This window comes from Cytobacillus sp. NJ13 (assembly GCA_030348385.1).
Classification (GTDB): domain Bacteria; phylum Bacillota; class Bacilli; order Bacillales; family Cytobacillaceae; genus Cytobacillus.
Window position 1 is genome coordinate 2975274 of sequence record JAUCFP010000006.1, and the last position, 14038, is coordinate 2989311.

The following is a 14038-nucleotide window of genomic DNA, read 5'->3' on the forward strand; positions in this document are numbered from 1 at the left end:
GCAATGCGGTTTGCACCCCCAATTAATATTTTCTTCCTTTGAACCCGTTATCATGTTTACAGGATTTCTTAATACAATTCTTTTAGAGGTGATAAAAAGTGCCAAGAGTACAATATACCGACAGTGACGTGGCTTTAATGGCAAGAATGATGAGGGCGGAAGCCGAAGGTGAAGGAAAACTGGGGATGCTTATGGTCGGAAATGTTATAGTCAATCGAAGAGCGGCTGATTGTCTCGATTTTGTAGGTCTCAGGACAATCCCTCAAGTGATATTTCAAGTGCAGGGAGGAAATTACTCTTTTGAAGCCGTACAGAAAGGAAATGTTTTTTACAACAGGGCCAGAGGTGTAGAGAAACGATTAGCCAAACAAACATTAGACTATTGGAGGCAGCATCCTTCCAAGTTTGCACTCTGGTATTTCAATCCATATGCTCCATGTCCGCCAACATGGTACGATCAGCCTTTTTCAGGACAATTCAAACAGCATTGCTATTATGAACCCCAAGCTAATACATGTGAAAGTGTTTATAGGTGACCATACCCCCACGCTTAGTGGGGGTCAATTGAGCTTTCATAAAGGCTTTAAGGAAATATAAAACAAAGTGCCTGCATCTGCCTGCTTATATAGAAAAGCAGACGGACACAGGCACCACCCCAGATTTTATTTAATCTGCTTCACAAGCTCTCTCATCGAGTTAAGCTTCGAGGTCAATTCAAAAAACCATTTTTCATCTCCAGTGGAAAGGGCCAGGTCAATCAGGAAATAAATCTGTTCCTTGTTGGCTACTTTTGCTGCGGGCATTTTCTTAACCTGTTTGCTTAGCAGAGGAATGATTTTGCCTTCAATGGTTTTATTATCACTTGAAATAACTTTTGTCTTAATAATTCCTTCGTCAAGGGTTTCGATATAGCCAACGATTAGTTCCCCTTCTCGGGATTTCCCCTTAATCCAATCCCCTGCTTTTAAAATGGCATTATTGTTGGGCATCATATTTTTTCACCTTCCTAAAAGAGATTTCTAAACTGTAATATTTTTCGTTACATTTTAACGAATGGAAAGCTTGTTAGCTTCCAATTATTTTTCTTTATAAATCAGATCAACAATATCTTTTAATGTATAGTGTCTTAAATATTCACCAAGATGTTCTTCAGCACCTAAAAAGATGTTGATTAGAACTCTTTGCATATTTGCACCAACTACACACTCTTCATTTGAATCCGGACACTTGGGCTGAAGTGCGCCTTCAGATGTAATCTTATAAATATCCCAAAGATTAACTTCACTTAAGTCCCGGGCAAAAATAAATCCGCCGCCCGTTCCCTCTTTTGATTTAATAAACCCATGTTTTTTTAATAAACTCAGGACTTTTCGGATACGGACCGGATGGACACATGCACTTTCAGAAATCGCATCGCTCGTTGACATGCGATCCAGCTGCAGGGCGAGATACGTTAAACTGTGAATGGCAAGAGTAAAATCGCTATTCATGGCCGGCCTCCTATATTTTCTGCTACTGTAATGTTAAGTGTTACAGATTAGGTTGTCAAGAATTTACAGCCTAATGTTGACTAGTTAGCCAATCTTTGCAGTTCATTGTATGAAAACGTACGATACTTCCGTGGAAGGAAGCTGCGGATCTCATCCTCATTAAATCCGACCTGGAGTCTTTTTTCATCCAGAATAATCGGTCTGCGCAGCATTTGCGGATTATCGATAATCAATTGATATAACTCTTTTAGCGGCATGGAATCAATATTCACGTTTAACTCCTGGAAAGCTTTTGATTTAGTTGAAATAATCTCCTCAGTCCCATTTTCTGTAAGACGAAGAATTGATTTAATTTCATCCACTGTAAGCGGATCTGTTACAATGTTACGCTCAACATACTCTATTTGATGCTCCTCAAGCCATGCCCGGGCTTTCCGGCAGGAACCGCAGCTTGATGATAAGAATAAATTCACCATTTAAAAACACTCCCTATATTATTTAGATATTTTTTATAAATGTAATATATTTTCTTACAGTTAACATCTAAAAGTAAATTTCCCATTCCCCAATCGGGTATACTGTAATAATAATCATTACAGTTAAATAAGTCAATATTTTCTTTTACTAATCGAATAATTGCCATAAAATTCAACACCATAATAAAAAAGGAGGGTTAATCTTGAACGTAAATTTCTTTAGAGTTGTTAACGCATTCCTTTTATGGACCATAACAGTCATATTCCTCCCAAAGTCGTCTTTTAAAAGATATCTGCCTGTTACCTTATTTTGTTCATGCATTTTGTTAGTGCAAACCCTTTTAAACCTTCTTTTTAAATGGTGGAAAGTTAAAGGCGGCACAAAATTTATTGTATTAGACGCATTAGCGTTTATCTTCGGTCCATTTTTCACAATAAATTTATGGGCATTTCATTTTACTTATGGTAAATACCTGCTTTATTTTTTCTTTAATCTGGTGATGGACATCATCTTTGCTTTCCCGCTAAATGCTCTATTCCAAAAGATTGGCCATTACAAGCTTAAAAAATTCAAGCCTATAACACTGTTCCTGATTTCCTTCTCACTTGCAAATATTAATTACGGCTTTCAGAAATTAATGGAGAAGAACAAATCTTAAAAGCCATATTTCTGCTTTTTTACGCTTATTAAGCCCTCTGCATCCTGTATTTTAGAGAAAGGCTGTTATAATAATTTTAAAGTTTCACTTCGAAAAGGATGTTTCAATTGGATTGGAAACCTGATAGAAAAACAAAAACACCTATTTATAAGCAGCTGGCGATGTATATAGAAAACGGAATAGCAGATGGCACCTTCCCTCCAGACAAACAGCTGCCCTCAGAAAGAGGATTAGCAAAACAGTTTGATATCAATAGAAGCACGGTTGTTGCGGCATATGATGAACTGGAGTCAAACGGGATCGTTGAACGAAATCGGGGAAGCGGTACGATGGTCAGCAAAGATATTTGGGGAATGGCCAAAAGACGTATTCCAAGCTGGAACCGGTATATTGAAGCAGGCTCCTTTTTGCCTAACCTGCCAGTCACACAAAGGATCCATAAAGAACTGGCCGAAACTAAGCTGATCAACCTGGCCAGCGGGGAACTCTCGCAGGACCTCTTTCCTTTGGATTCGCTAAGAGAGATTACTTCCAATCGCTCTTTTATCGGGACACTGGGGTACGATCACCCTCAAGGAAATGAAATCCTGAGAAAAACACTGGCTGACCATGTAAAAAAGTTCCGGGACATCGAGACCAGCCCTTCTTCCATACTTATTACATCCGGTGCCCAGCAGGCCCTGCACCTTGTCGTCCAATGCCTTTTAAAACCCGGGGACTCTGTTGCCATCGAGGATCCTTCTTATCACTATAGCCTGCCAATCTTTAAATCAGCCGGAGTCAAAACTTATTATTTAATAACAGGCAAGGATGGAGTAAATCCTGATGATATTATAGCCTTATATAAAAAGCATCGAATTAAGATGATTTTTTTAAATCCTATTTTTCAGAACCCAACAGGCACATTGCTTCCTGAAGACAGGCGCAGAAAAATCCTTGAATTATCATCAGAATACGGGATTCCAGTGGTGGAAGATGACCCTTACAGCCTAACACCCTTTACCGGCGAAAAAATGAATACACTCAAAGCCCTGGACTGCAACGGCATTGTTTTATATATAAGCTCTCTGACCAAAATTGTCGCTTCCGGGCTCAGAATCGGCTGGATCATCGGACCCAGATCAGTAATCGAGCGGTTATCAGATGCCAAGCAGCAGGTGGATTTCGGTCATGGAAGCTATTCGCAATGGATTGCGAATGATTTTATTGAGTCCACAGGCTTTGAGTCACATTTAAAATTTCTAACCAGGCAATTGGAACAGCGGAGAAACCAAATTGTTTCAAGCCTGGATCACTTCCTGAAAGACCAGGTGGAATTCAGCACTCCGCAGGGCGGAATCCATCTTTGGTGCCGGATCAAAAAAGAGCACAATGAAAATCAGCTGCTTGAAGAATCAATTAAACGGGGTGTCATCTATGTTCCCGGAACAACCATGGGATCTGAGAAAGGATTCGTGCGTTTTACGTTTGGCAGGGAAAATGAAAAAAACATCCATGAAGGGATTAAGCGGTTTGCTGAGGCTCTGAAAAATCTCGAATAAAGAAAAAACGCCTGGATTCAGGCGTTTTTTCTTTATGAATATGTACTTAATTCATAATGATAAAATTGCTCATCTCGCTTAAACCCGATTTTTTCATAGAGTCTTTGTGCAGAGAAATTATCAGGAGCCGTACTGAGGCTGATACTTACCGCCCCTGTTTCAGCAGCGAGCTCCTTCGCTTTGTCTATGAGCTTTTCCCCTATTCCCTGTTTCCTTGCCTCTGCATCCACATACAAGTCATTCAGGATCCAGGCTCTTTTCATAGATATAGATGAAAAAGTTGGGTAAAGCTGAGTAAATCCAAGGTACTTTCCTTCCTTCTTCACCACATATATAACAGAATCATTCTTCTCCAAGCGTTCCTTTATGTACTCAGCTGCTGCTTCCAAATCGGGTGCTTGTTTGTAAAATATACGATATAAATTAAATAAAGCGGAAACTCCTTCTAGATCCTCCATTGAAGCTTGATAGATTTCCATATTCATTACCACCTTTTCAGCATATTATATAAAAATTTTAAAAAACCTGTAAACTCCAAGGATGATTTATCTTTTTTGCGAGAGACCACTTATAGAATCTTTTCCGGGTTCTTCACTCTTAAAAATAATATATAGCCGCATTTCATACAATAACAGGCTTCTACCTCAGAACATTTCAGGATTGCGTTTTTCTTAAACAGCGAACCATACCCTCTGAATTCACCTATTCCAGTTTTTGTTGAGCCGCATTCTGAACATACTCGAGGGTTTTCCAATAGAATTCACTCCCCAATTTATAGATTGCTTACATGTATTTGGTAGGCTTTATAAGATAGAAATATGGATATCAGCAACGTACAAATTAATACTAAAAAGAAACCAATAAGGACTAGATCCGGTGGCAGGAACACACAAAAAAGCATGGTTAATCCCCCAATAATCAACGGAAGAGCTAAAGGGCGCACAGCGATGTTCCATGCTTGATGAGCAGATTGAGTTAATTCTGAGGATGTGCGGGAAATTTCTAATTGAAATCTGGGAAGAGTATTTGCTGTGGTGATAAGGACAATTCCTACACTTAATGGCACTAATAAAATGAAGTTGACTTCAATGCCAAGCACTAAAAGAATGAAGCCGAAATGAAGTAATGCCAATATTAAGCTTAGAGACAAAAATATACTTTCAAATCCTTTTTTATATCGCAGATAAGAACTATGGGTTTTTATCATTTTTGGAAGAAAAAATAAGCTGCTGTTTACAATGATCATCGTAAAAGGAATACTAAATAATATTACAGGCAATGGCCCATATCCCGTTGCTTCTAATGCCAAATTTGAGCCATATAAATATATGCTTACACCAAAAGCAAAAAGGATTAAAATAATGATGAAGAATTTTTTAAGCATTAATCATTCCCCTTTGTATTAGATTGAAATTGAACAATCCATTTTAGAACTTCCTGAAATACTGTTGAATTTAAAGAATAATAAACATATTGCCCCCTTTTCACGGAATATACCAGCTCAGCATTTTTCAAAACAGACAAATGCTGAGATACACCTGCTTTACTCATTTCAAAATGCTGTGCAATTTCTCCGGCTGTCAAATCTCCATTCCTTAAGAGATCCAATATCCTCCTTCTGTTTTCGTCAGATAGTGCCTTAAACAAATCATTGATGGCCAAGTATTAAACCTCCATTAACATTTAAGCATTTACTTAATTACTTAAATTATATATAAATGGATTAAGATGTCAATATTTTTTTCGAAATTTTGAAAACCCAAGAGATAACTATGCCTCTTGGGGTTTTGTTAGATTATTAGCTACTTCCCGCTCCACCGAAAGAACCGCACAGCAAGCACAACAGACACGATAGCAATCGCCATCAGAACGGCCGCCTCAAAGCCAGCGCTTCGGTCCATGTTCCCCTCAGCAATTGAATCACATAATAAAGCGGAAGGATTTTAGCTGCGTATTGAAGGACTGATGGCATCATCTCAAGAGGCAAGGTCGCTCCAGAGAGGAACAGCATCAGGTTCAGGAATAAGGAACTGATGGCTGCTGCAGACTGTGCATTTTTAGCTAGGGATGTCAGGAATAAAGCAAACGGGAAAAAGGCCAGGATGCTGATCAGCAGCGAGAGCAGCGTACTTCCGATATAAGCTGGCAGGGTCAAGTCATACAGAAGCATGCCAAAGACCATAAGAAGCAAGGCGACGGTCCCTTGAAAGGTATGGGCGGCGAGGATTTTCCAAGGCTGAAGCGGAGTTGACTGATACCTTCTCAATACGCCTGTTTCCCTGTAATTGGTTAAGACAGTTCCCAGTTCCCTCCTGTTCATTTTCAGAATTTCTTTTATCCGTCCCACATAATGGCGTGAAGCATACTCCTTCTCCCCTGATTTAAAGTGAACACAGAGTGTTCCGTTAAAGGATGGCTCAAAATGGCTCATGGCGTAAAGATTCGCTATGACTGACTTGGATATCCTGATAAACCGGTGGGAAGGGAGGGATTGTTCAATTTCATATAGTTTTTCTTTCACTTTAAAGATTCCTTCTGAGGTAGCAGCTGTCACTGTGTCGCCTTCTGAACGGAAATAGTTGACTTCATCAGGCTTAATTATGTGCTGGTTCTCGCCATCTTTTCCGACAATCAGGCCGGTTTCATTCTTCTTGAGGTACTCGAGGATTTCCTGGATGGCCGGGGTGATTTCTTTGCAATGGATGGTCACCGAGGTTTCTTCGTTGCGCGGATCGATGTCGAGCACGATTTTCATGAAGGGCGCTCCTCCTTTCCATCAGCTTTATAAATTTAGTATAGATGGCTAATTTCCAATTGTCACCAGAATTAAGGCGACACGCATGATAAGCATGGTAAGCTGCAGTTAATTACATCCCTCCTGCAGACATAAAAAAAAGCCTAAATCACGAAAGATCCAGGCGTCTATTTGATATTCTTATTTTAACTGGCCTTGATTGCCAGGGAACTGTTTTGAAGGCTATCAGAAATCAGGCTATATGCGATGACCTTTTTCCTGCGCTGTTTGACCACATCAATACGGTCCTTATAACTAAATATGAACAGCCTGTCATCTCTTTCCAGAAACTCGATAACTATCGGGGTTCCGCAGTTCTCCGGCTGTAAAAAAAGCGGTTCGTTCCCAGGATGGATATAATGTTTCTTAATAAATATTCCTTCATTGAACTGATTGATAATCTGAAGTTTCTCCTTATCTTCCAGCCTATTATCACCAATTGTGACTGTAACCTCTTTCTCATCAAGCTTGGAATGAGTTTCAAATTTCCGGATCAGCCAATTAACCGTGCCGGTCGGCATACAGGTCAGCACGATTTTCAGCAGACTAACGAGAATAATAGGTACCAATACTGCCCATGTCATCTTTCTTCATCTCCATCTGTATTTAAATCCGCCAAATATAAACTCCGAGAGAAGCTAACCCGATAAAAATAATAACCACATATATTAAGGTTAAATTGGTTGTGTTCCGTTTTGTTGAACTTCCATAGTTCTCATCAGCCTTGCCTGTCAGCAGCAAAGTCGAAACCACAGCAAAAATTAAGATCATTAGAACCAGCCCAAGCATTATTCCCATGCTGCGCACCTCTTCTTTTACATTTTAATAAACTTCCATAAGTAAATAATATCGCATACTAGCCAACAATTAACCATCCAATTAGATCTAAAGTTAACCATCCACTTTCACCATATAAAAATGCCGCTCCCAGCTTATAATGGGTACGGCATACTATTCTTGGATTCTACTTATCAGGCATAGAAAAAGCCGTTGAACCATACTCTTCATGTTCTAATTTTTTATGAATCTGTTCAACCACTTCCAATGCCCTTTCATGAGTGTCATATTCCCCTAGCACTCTACTCCAATATACAAAAAAACTCCTGCTGATTATACCTTCCACTGTTTTACCTTTAACTGTTATCTCTTTCACATTGACTAAACTTCTCTTATCTTGCGTCATAACCCACAACATCATTTCCTCCTAACGGCTCCTTTTTAAATCTATAAAACCCACTTTTTCATCTGCTTTTCCTCTTTCCTTCCATACAATAAAAAACAGAAGTTCGTCTTTCTGATCATAGTAACCGCAGTCACTGCACTCCCAATAATAGTTTCCTTTTTTATCAAAATCCGGATAGCCTCCTTCATAATCATCTGGGAAAATTCTATAATCCGCTCGCTCAACAGTACCTGTCCCTGTATAGCGGATCTTAATGGAGTGACTTCCTTCGAGACCAGTCAGCTTAGCATTAATTTCAACTGACCAATCCCCGTTTTCACCCGTATAACGAACTGTTTTGGTTTTTAACATTACCTCATAAATTGTAAAAATCAAGACTATAACTAAACATAGCCATACTAGTTTCTTCTTCATAATAAACACCTCTGTATAAGAGATGCCCCCGTCTTCCAAAATATTACTATTAATCTACTGAGGCAATTTCATCAATTCATTTGGCAGCTTTTCCACTGCAAGTACTTTACATTATTATAGCTGGCAGTTTAGTTTTTTGAGTAAAATCTGGAAAAATTATGTTATTATTATCAAAGACTATTTTTAAGCGGGGATAAAAATGAAGAAGCTAATAAGATTGATTATGGGAATAAGCTATTTTACCTATGTGCATTAACGGTACTGCTCTTCTTTATATCGAGAGGATTTTGGTCGGACATGCCGTTAATGGAATATATGAAGCTTTCCTCAAACCTTGTGCCCTTTAAAACAATTAATGGGTATGTGATGGCTATTTCCAATGGAAGTATGAATTTAATCATTCCTATAAAAAACCTTGCCGGCAATGTGGCTGCATTTTTGCCAATGGGAATTTTTCTGCCCTATTTTATTAGAAGGCTAAACAAACTTAAATCATTTGCAGTTACCATGACTGTCATGGTCATTAGTGTGGAGATTATACAGCTGGTCACTAGAAGAGGCAGTTTAGATATTGATGACTTTATTCTAAATATTATTGGAGCTTTAATAGGGTTTGGATTATGGAAAATGATGACTGCCAGGAAATTAGAGAGAAAGCAGTCATCATTTTAAAAATGCCTGTTTCAAAGGAATTTACTTTACCTCGTACTTTTAAAGGCTAATGTAATAACCAGCAGCCCATTTATTGCAAGCATAATTACAGCCAAAATCGTTAAAAGGGCAATATCAGGTGCAAAGACAGAGATGGAATTCCAAGGAGAAGATGTGCTAAATGTGAAAAGAGGGAATAGTGCTGCTGACAGGCCAATAAAAAGCATCCCTAAGAAAAGCCCCATTCCCTTTTTTAAAAACTTCTGGGTTCTAAATCTTTTCCATAAATAGATTGAAAGTATAACTAGCAGCAGGACACACCCCAGCATAATGTATTGTATGGTCAAACTATGATTAGGTACTTGTTCAGGCTCATCGCCATTTAATAGACTAATAATATGATTCTTCAGATAGTAAAGTCCATCTTCTTCTAAAATATGATTCTTATTGGTCAGAATCACGCCGCCCCAGCCGGTTTCCGGAATATAAAAGACTTCTGCATGCGAATCAGGGGTAGAACCAGAATGCCAGATAGTTTCATTGGGAGTATCCGGATGTGATATGCGTATTCCTAAACCATAATATCGGTCTTCTCCTGTTTGGACCTGCGGTGCCATAAATAAATCCAATGTTTTGTCACTGATAAAATGATCCGGCCCTTTCCCGCTCAATATTTTTACAAATTGAACCATATCTGCAGAACTAGCCGTAATGTATCCGTATGGTGCGCCTGCATTATCATAGGCTACAGAACTTTTCACCGGCATTCCTAACCAGGATTGATAGCCGCTGAGGTATCCATTCTTATAAGCTCCCTCCTTATTAGCTGCAGCATTTTTCATCCCTAAAGGCTCAAAGATCTGCTTTTGCATAAACTCCGCATATGACATTCCTGTTAGTTCTTCAATCAGTGCACCCAGAACTAAAAAATTGGCATTGCTGTATTGATGTTTCTCACCAGGTTCAGCAGTCAGTTCAACTTCTGAAAATTTCTTGACTTGATTCTTAATAGCATTACTGCCTGCTAACTCTTTATCAGATAGCGCCAGCCCGTCGTAGGTACTCAACCCGCTTGTTTGCGCGAGCAATTGCTCCACTGTTATTTCGGCAGCTCTCCCATTTTTCAGGGTAAACCAGGGAAGATATTCTTGAATGCCAGCATCCAGGCGGATGGTTCCATTATCAGCTAATTTCATAATGGCCATTCCCGTTAATGATTTGCTTATGGAGCCAATCGTAAAAGGAGTTTGTTCTGTAACCTCCTCCTCTGATTCTCCAGTAACTCCCCATGATTTTGAAAAAAACAGCTCATTATTATGGACGATGGCAACTGAAGCTCCAGGAACTTGATATTCTTCAAGGTAATCCTTAATGCCCTTCTCAATTTTTGCTTCGATGACTTCATCAGCTGAAGCCGAATTTTCAAGCAAAGTATAACTAAATGAATAGAGCAAGAAAAGAACCAATATTATCTTTAATAAACTGGACGGCAAGACTGCCATATAACCTCTCCCTCTATATATGTTGTTGATCAACGGTTTATCCCGTTGTTGGGATGCTAAAAAATATCTATAGGCACGTTCCCTTTCTTGATTTCATCTTACCTGTATTTGGAAATGTCTATAATGAGCCTCAGCTTTATTTTCAAATAAGACTTGAGACGCAGAAGATGATCGGACTCTTTTCATCAAGATGGATAATATAGAAAATAATGTAGGTCAATAACGGGATGATTGAGGGTACACATGGGGCAGGAAAACAAATAACGATGACTGCAGCGCTTAGTTTTCTTTTTCCTATAGGACTGATGGTCTCTTATTGGCAATGATGATATTACTATTTCATACCTGCTGCGAACCTTGCTGCCTTTTTTTCTTCATTTATTGCTCTTCTTCTTTTTCAAACACAACCTCGTTATTTAGGTACATGCACTGATTGTGGGCATATGCATACTTTATCTGAGAAATTCATTTTCCAAAAGGACTGAGCAGCAATGGTTAAATACTTGGATTACACCTCTCCGTCTTTAAATTACTTTTTTGATGTGAACAAAAGCAATCTGATGAAAAAAGATAACCGAAACTTTATAAATGTGTTGGGTATTCAGCAATTAAACACACTTGAAGATGTCTCGCTTCTGGATATCTATCTAAGTAAAAGCAATGTAGTAGAGCCCCATTATCACCAAAATGCTGCTGAATTAGTGTATTGTATCTCTGGGGCAGCGACTGTTTCATTGCTAAATCCATTTACAAAACAAATCCAGAACTATTACATTACACCTGGGCAAGTAGCCAATGTCCCTCAGGGCTGGTGGCATTATGAGGTAGCTAATACCGACAGCACTCATCTGCTGGCCATCTTTAATGCGCCAACGCCGGAGGTTATCTTAGGATCTGACATTCTCAAATTAACACCTTCAAATATAATGGCACACACTTATTGTATGGATGAAAAGCAATGGAAAAAGACCGTAGCACCTGTCCAGCCTTCGGCCTTTATTGGCCCGACAAAAGACTGCAGCAGAAACGCTTATAGCCCGGAACCAAACCAGCAATACCAATACACACAGCAATATTTCCCTCCGCAGATGTATTATTATTGAGGGTTTTTCAGGCATGGATATTCCCATGCCTGTCTTCTAAGGGTTTCTTAGCATATACAAGACTTCCGCTTAAACCCAACCCGCTTTTTCGACTCCACCTTCTCAATATATTCCTTGGCTAAAGGAACTTTACAGGCAGAGTTTCCGACATCCACATGCACTTTTCCGATATGCGCAGCGACATTCTTTGCTTCCGCATTCAGCTCCGGTACATAAGAGCCCACTGAGATGACAAAGCCATTCATCACATACCTTACTCGGTTTTTTTCTTCATGAATGGTATTCTTAACTTTATTCAATAATGCTCTTATTTCACTGACATCCAGCTCATCATCAGGTGTGATCGATACATAATTGGAATACGTGCTCCAGCCGCAAACCGAAACCATTTCATCCTCCGATTTGATCCACTCTCGGGCCAATTCTAGAGCATAATTACTTTCCGCTGCCACCTGGGCAACTGTATACTCCGCAGCCATGTACCAATATGCCTTCTCAGCCCAACCCTGTAAAGTCTCTTTTGTCATTAGCTTCGGATTGACAGATAGCCCTGCCAAATACATCGCATCATGATTTCCTGACTCATATAATTGAAGTGCCAGCTCATGATCCTTCTTTACATGCTTCACCAGCTTTTTCAAATCTCCAACCTTCACGCCAAAAAAAGGTTCCTTCGCCCCGTGATTCATGAAGATCCGCTTCGTTTGCTCTGTACCAAGCTCCTCTAGCTTTTGCATGATTTCTTCGTAAGTCATCTCTTTCACCCTTTCAAACAATAGCCGCCTTTTCATTATCGGCTTTTTCATTTACTTTAAGCCAATTTCCCCTTAAAAGGCTCTTGTCACCAAGCTGAATAGAGTTACGTAAAGGAAAAAATAAGCTATATATTGTGGCTAAGTTGAGCTTTTCAACAGCAGTCATTAATTTTCTTCCAACAAACGGATTATGGATTAATTTCGTCACTGCCCAGAAAATCTGTATGCTGACAAACAGGAGAATGAATAGATTCCTTCAAACCAACCCCTCATGATCATATTTGCTGACACACCCCCATTGATTTCTCCCTTGCAAGGTCTAACATTCCACTATGGGCATCAACTCCAATCAGATGATGGCCCTTCCTGGCCAGCGGAATGGTCGCCCGTCCTGTCCCGCAGGCTAAATCTATGATGGGCCCACCCGTTTTTGAAGCCCATTTCAGCAGATAGGATTTATTCTCTTTATCATATAAAATCGGAACATTGTATTCTTCTGTATTTTTCATAATATCCCGATTTATTTCTCCTTTCTATCTTCATATGAAGTTTCACTTCTAGCTTCAATTCTTTGGGGTCCCTGCTGCTTTTCCCGACCAGCCCATTATCCATGTCATGAATTGGGGTAAAGTTACTGCCTGATATGTCTCTTCTGGACTTAAGCATGCGAAAAAGAATATAAATCAGCAAACCTATTACTGCGATTAATAAAATATAGTGCACTTTTGCCACCTCATATCCATTATTTCTTAAACAGCCGGTAAACAAAAAAAATTCCACTTGCTATCAGCAGTAAAAGTAAAAGCAGAATCAGTCCCGGAACACCAATATTAGCTAACAAATCTATACCTCCTTCCAAACAATAGAAAAATACTAGTTATAGACTCTCTCCTTATTTAAACCTTTTTACACAAACATTTCTTCTAAAATATGTGAATTATTAACGAAATTAAAAACGGGAAAAAACGCTCATGAATTCTTGTTGCATTTTTTTACAAAAAAGGATAATTTTAATTCATAAAGAATAAAATGTTACATCTGCATATTAGGGTGCAGACCTTACAGCGAGAAAATATGTTATGGAAAAAGGGGATTGAAGCACATGCAAAAGTATAGAAGGAGAAACACACCGGCTTTTACATTTTTAGCATACTTTACACTGATTGCCGGTGTCGGTTTGTTTCTGATAGGACTTTACAATGCTGATATGGAGCTTAATGAAAAAGGGTATTATATTGCGGTCATGCTCCTGGTGGCGGTTGGTTCCATTCTTACTCAGAAAGTAACACGGGACAATGCAGAAGATGCGGAAATCATGGCAGAGCAGGAGCGCAGATCAGCTAAAATTGAGCAATAATACACAAGCTCAGAAATGCTTCTGGGCTTTTTCTTTTGATTAAAATAAAAAGGTATTGACTTTAACACTTAAAAGCGTTTAAGATATAAAGCATCCAAATACTTAAATGCTTT

General features: G+C 39.1%; 20 protein-coding genes, 2 pseudogenes and 1 other annotated feature (1 of these 23 running past the window's edge). Of the genes and pseudogenes, 6 read left to right on the plus strand and 16 right to left on the minus strand.

Going from position 1 to position 14038, the window contains the following annotated elements; all coding sequences use genetic code 11:
- Positions 1 to 98: 98 nt before the first annotated feature.
- A complete protein-coding gene (locus tag QUF73_14670) occupies positions 99 to 536 on the plus strand; it encodes a cell wall hydrolase (protein ID MDM5227446.1) in 438 nt (145 codons plus the stop codon).
- A 126-nt stretch (positions 537 to 662) separates the two neighbouring features.
- On the opposite strand, the gene QUF73_14675 is transcribed toward QUF73_14670, so the two are convergent.
- The 3 genes from QUF73_14675 to spxA form a co-directional block, all read right to left on the minus strand.
- Positions 663 to 992: an IDEAL domain-containing protein gene (locus tag QUF73_14675; GenBank protein MDM5227447.1), complete on the minus strand. Its 330-nt coding sequence runs from the start codon at positions 990 to 992 to the stop codon at positions 663 to 665.
- 84 nt (positions 993 to 1076) lie between these two features.
- Positions 1077 to 1490, minus strand: coding sequence for an Rrf2 family transcriptional regulator (locus QUF73_14680; GenBank protein ID MDM5227448.1), 414 nt, complete (start codon positions 1488 to 1490; stop codon positions 1077 to 1079).
- 80 nt (positions 1491 to 1570) lie between these two features.
- The gene (gene spxA / locus QUF73_14685; protein ID MDM5227449.1) at positions 1571 to 1966 is read right to left on the minus strand and encodes a transcriptional regulator SpxA; all 396 of its coding nucleotides are present in this window, start codon (positions 1964 to 1966) and stop codon (positions 1571 to 1573) included.
- Between the two features lie 203 nt (positions 1967 to 2169).
- Here spxA and QUF73_14690 point away from each other — a divergent pair, with 203 nt between their 5' ends.
- Positions 2170 to 2625: a hypothetical protein gene (locus QUF73_14690; GenBank protein ID MDM5227450.1), complete on the plus strand. Its 456-nt coding sequence runs from the start codon at positions 2170 to 2172 to the stop codon at positions 2623 to 2625.
- 107 nt (positions 2626 to 2732) lie between these two features.
- Positions 2733 to 4166: a PLP-dependent aminotransferase family protein gene (locus tag QUF73_14695; GenBank protein ID MDM5227451.1), complete on the plus strand. Its 1434-nt coding sequence runs from the start codon at positions 2733 to 2735 to the stop codon at positions 4164 to 4166.
- A 32-nt stretch (positions 4167 to 4198) separates the two neighbouring features.
- Here QUF73_14695 and QUF73_14700 read toward each other — a convergent pair whose 3' ends face one another.
- The 9 genes and pseudogenes from QUF73_14700 to QUF73_14740 form a co-directional block, all read right to left on the minus strand.
- The gene (locus QUF73_14700; GenBank protein MDM5227452.1) at positions 4199 to 4645 is read right to left on the minus strand and encodes a GNAT family N-acetyltransferase; all 447 of its coding nucleotides are present in this window, start codon (positions 4643 to 4645) and stop codon (positions 4199 to 4201) included.
- 293 nt (positions 4646 to 4938) lie between these two features.
- Complete coding sequence (locus QUF73_14705) at positions 4939 to 5550, minus strand: hypothetical protein (protein ID MDM5227453.1); 612 nt, start codon at positions 5548 to 5550, stop codon at positions 4939 to 4941.
- Entirely contained in the window at positions 5550 to 5828 is a 279-nt protein-coding gene (locus QUF73_14710; protein ID MDM5227454.1) for an autorepressor SdpR family transcription factor, read from the minus strand. The genes QUF73_14705 and QUF73_14710 overlap by 1 nt, the downstream gene beginning before the upstream one ends.
- Positions 5829 to 6030: 202 nt before the next feature.
- Positions 6031 to 6486 (minus strand): ABC transporter permease, encoded by a 456-nt coding sequence (locus QUF73_14715; protein MDM5227455.1) that lies wholly within the window; start codon positions 6484 to 6486, stop codon positions 6031 to 6033.
- Positions 6472 to 6921, minus strand: a pseudogene (locus QUF73_14720) (LytTR family DNA-binding domain-containing protein). The gene QUF73_14715 and the pseudogene QUF73_14720 overlap by 15 nt, the downstream one beginning before the upstream one ends.
- A gap of 185 nt (positions 6922 to 7106) precedes the next feature.
- Positions 7107 to 7544, minus strand: coding sequence for a YfmQ family protein (locus QUF73_14725; GenBank protein MDM5227456.1), 438 nt, complete (start codon positions 7542 to 7544; stop codon positions 7107 to 7109).
- 22 nt (positions 7545 to 7566) lie between these two features.
- Positions 7567 to 7758: a hypothetical protein gene (locus QUF73_14730; GenBank protein MDM5227457.1), complete on the minus strand. Its 192-nt coding sequence runs from the start codon at positions 7756 to 7758 to the stop codon at positions 7567 to 7569.
- A 166-nt stretch (positions 7759 to 7924) separates the two neighbouring features.
- The gene (locus QUF73_14735) at positions 7925 to 8155 is read right to left on the minus strand and encodes a hypothetical protein (protein MDM5227458.1); all 231 of its coding nucleotides are present in this window, start codon (positions 8153 to 8155) and stop codon (positions 7925 to 7927) included.
- Between the two features lie 9 nt (positions 8156 to 8164).
- Positions 8165 to 8557, minus strand: coding sequence for a hypothetical protein (locus QUF73_14740; protein MDM5227459.1), 393 nt, complete (start codon positions 8555 to 8557; stop codon positions 8165 to 8167).
- 261 nt (positions 8558 to 8818) lie between these two features.
- Between QUF73_14740 and QUF73_14745 the strand changes: the two genes are divergently transcribed.
- Positions 8819 to 9229, plus strand: a complete 411-nt coding sequence (locus tag QUF73_14745) for a VanZ family protein (GenBank protein ID MDM5227460.1) — start codon at positions 8819 to 8821, stop codon at positions 9227 to 9229.
- A 26-nt stretch (positions 9230 to 9255) separates the two neighbouring features.
- Here QUF73_14745 and QUF73_14750 read toward each other — a convergent pair whose 3' ends face one another.
- Entirely contained in the window at positions 9256 to 10710 is a 1455-nt protein-coding gene (locus QUF73_14750; protein ID MDM5227461.1) for a serine hydrolase domain-containing protein, read from the minus strand.
- A 491-nt stretch (positions 10711 to 11201) separates the two neighbouring features.
- On the opposite strand from QUF73_14750, the gene QUF73_14755 reads away from it, so the two are divergent.
- The gene (locus QUF73_14755; protein MDM5227462.1) at positions 11202 to 11813 is read left to right on the plus strand and encodes a cupin domain-containing protein; all 612 of its coding nucleotides are present in this window, start codon (positions 11202 to 11204) and stop codon (positions 11811 to 11813) included.
- 47 nt (positions 11814 to 11860) lie between these two features.
- On the opposite strand, the gene QUF73_14760 is transcribed toward QUF73_14755, so the two are convergent.
- From QUF73_14760 to QUF73_14770, 3 genes and pseudogenes are all read right to left on the minus strand, one after another.
- Positions 11861 to 12568, minus strand: a complete 708-nt coding sequence (locus QUF73_14760; GenBank protein ID MDM5227463.1) for a DNA alkylation repair protein — start codon at positions 12566 to 12568, stop codon at positions 11861 to 11863.
- A gap of 13 nt (positions 12569 to 12581) precedes the next feature.
- A complete protein-coding gene (locus tag QUF73_14765) occupies positions 12582 to 12734 on the minus strand; it encodes a hypothetical protein (protein MDM5227464.1) in 153 nt (50 codons plus the stop codon).
- 133 nt (positions 12735 to 12867) lie between these two features.
- Positions 12868 to 13077 (minus strand): annotated as a pseudogene (locus QUF73_14770) (class I SAM-dependent methyltransferase).
- Positions 13078 to 13670: 593 nt separating this feature from the next.
- Between QUF73_14770 and QUF73_14775 the strand changes: the two are divergent.
- Entirely contained in the window at positions 13671 to 13925 is a 255-nt protein-coding gene (locus QUF73_14775) for a YiaA/YiaB family inner membrane protein (protein MDM5227465.1), read from the plus strand.
- A gap of 102 nt (positions 13926 to 14027) precedes the next feature.
- Positions 14028 to 14038: a binding site (T-box leader), on the plus strand (it continues 197 nt past the right edge of the window).

Bases quoted from the DNA above. Each gene is read 5' to 3' on its own strand.
- QUF73_14675 (MDM5227447.1), bottom strand. From the start codon at position 992: ATGATGCCCAACAATAATGCCATTTTAAAAGCAGGGGATTGGATTAAG.
- QUF73_14680 (MDM5227448.1), bottom strand. From the start codon at position 1,490: ATGAATAGCGATTTTACTCTTGCCATTCACAGTTTAACGTATCTCGCC.
- spxA (MDM5227449.1), bottom strand. From the start codon at position 1,966: ATGGTGAATTTATTCTTATCATCAAGCTGCGGTTCCTGCCGGAAAGCC.
- QUF73_14700 (MDM5227452.1), bottom strand. From the start codon at position 4,645: ATGGAAATCTATCAAGCTTCAATGGAGGATCTAGAAGGAGTTTCCGCT.
- QUF73_14705 (MDM5227453.1), bottom strand. From the start codon at position 5,550: ATGCTTAAAAAATTCTTCATCATTATTTTAATCCTTTTTGCTTTTGGT.
- QUF73_14715 (MDM5227455.1), bottom strand. From the start codon at position 6,486: ATGAACAGGAGGGAACTGGGAACTGTCTTAACCAATTACAGGGAAACA.
- QUF73_14725 (MDM5227456.1), bottom strand. From the start codon at position 7,544: ATGACATGGGCAGTATTGGTACCTATTATTCTCGTTAGTCTGCTGAAA.
- QUF73_14730 (MDM5227457.1), bottom strand. From the start codon at position 7,758: ATGGGAATAATGCTTGGGCTGGTTCTAATGATCTTAATTTTTGCTGTG.
- QUF73_14735 (MDM5227458.1), bottom strand. From the start codon at position 8,155: ATGTTGTGGGTTATGACGCAAGATAAGAGAAGTTTAGTCAATGTGAAA.
- QUF73_14740 (MDM5227459.1), bottom strand. From the start codon at position 8,557: ATGAAGAAGAAACTAGTATGGCTATGTTTAGTTATAGTCTTGATTTTT.
- QUF73_14750 (MDM5227461.1), bottom strand. From the start codon at position 10,710: ATGGCAGTCTTGCCGTCCAGTTTATTAAAGATAATATTGGTTCTTTTC.
- QUF73_14755 (MDM5227462.1), top strand. From the start codon at position 11,202: ATGGTTAAATACTTGGATTACACCTCTCCGTCTTTAAATTACTTTTTT.
- QUF73_14760 (MDM5227463.1), bottom strand. From the start codon at position 12,568: ATGACTTACGAAGAAATCATGCAAAAGCTAGAGGAGCTTGGTACAGAG.
- QUF73_14765 (MDM5227464.1), bottom strand. From the start codon at position 12,734: ATGACTGCTGTTGAAAAGCTCAACTTAGCCACAATATATAGCTTATTT.
- QUF73_14775 (MDM5227465.1), top strand. From the start codon at position 13,671: ATGCAAAAGTATAGAAGGAGAAACACACCGGCTTTTACATTTTTAGCA.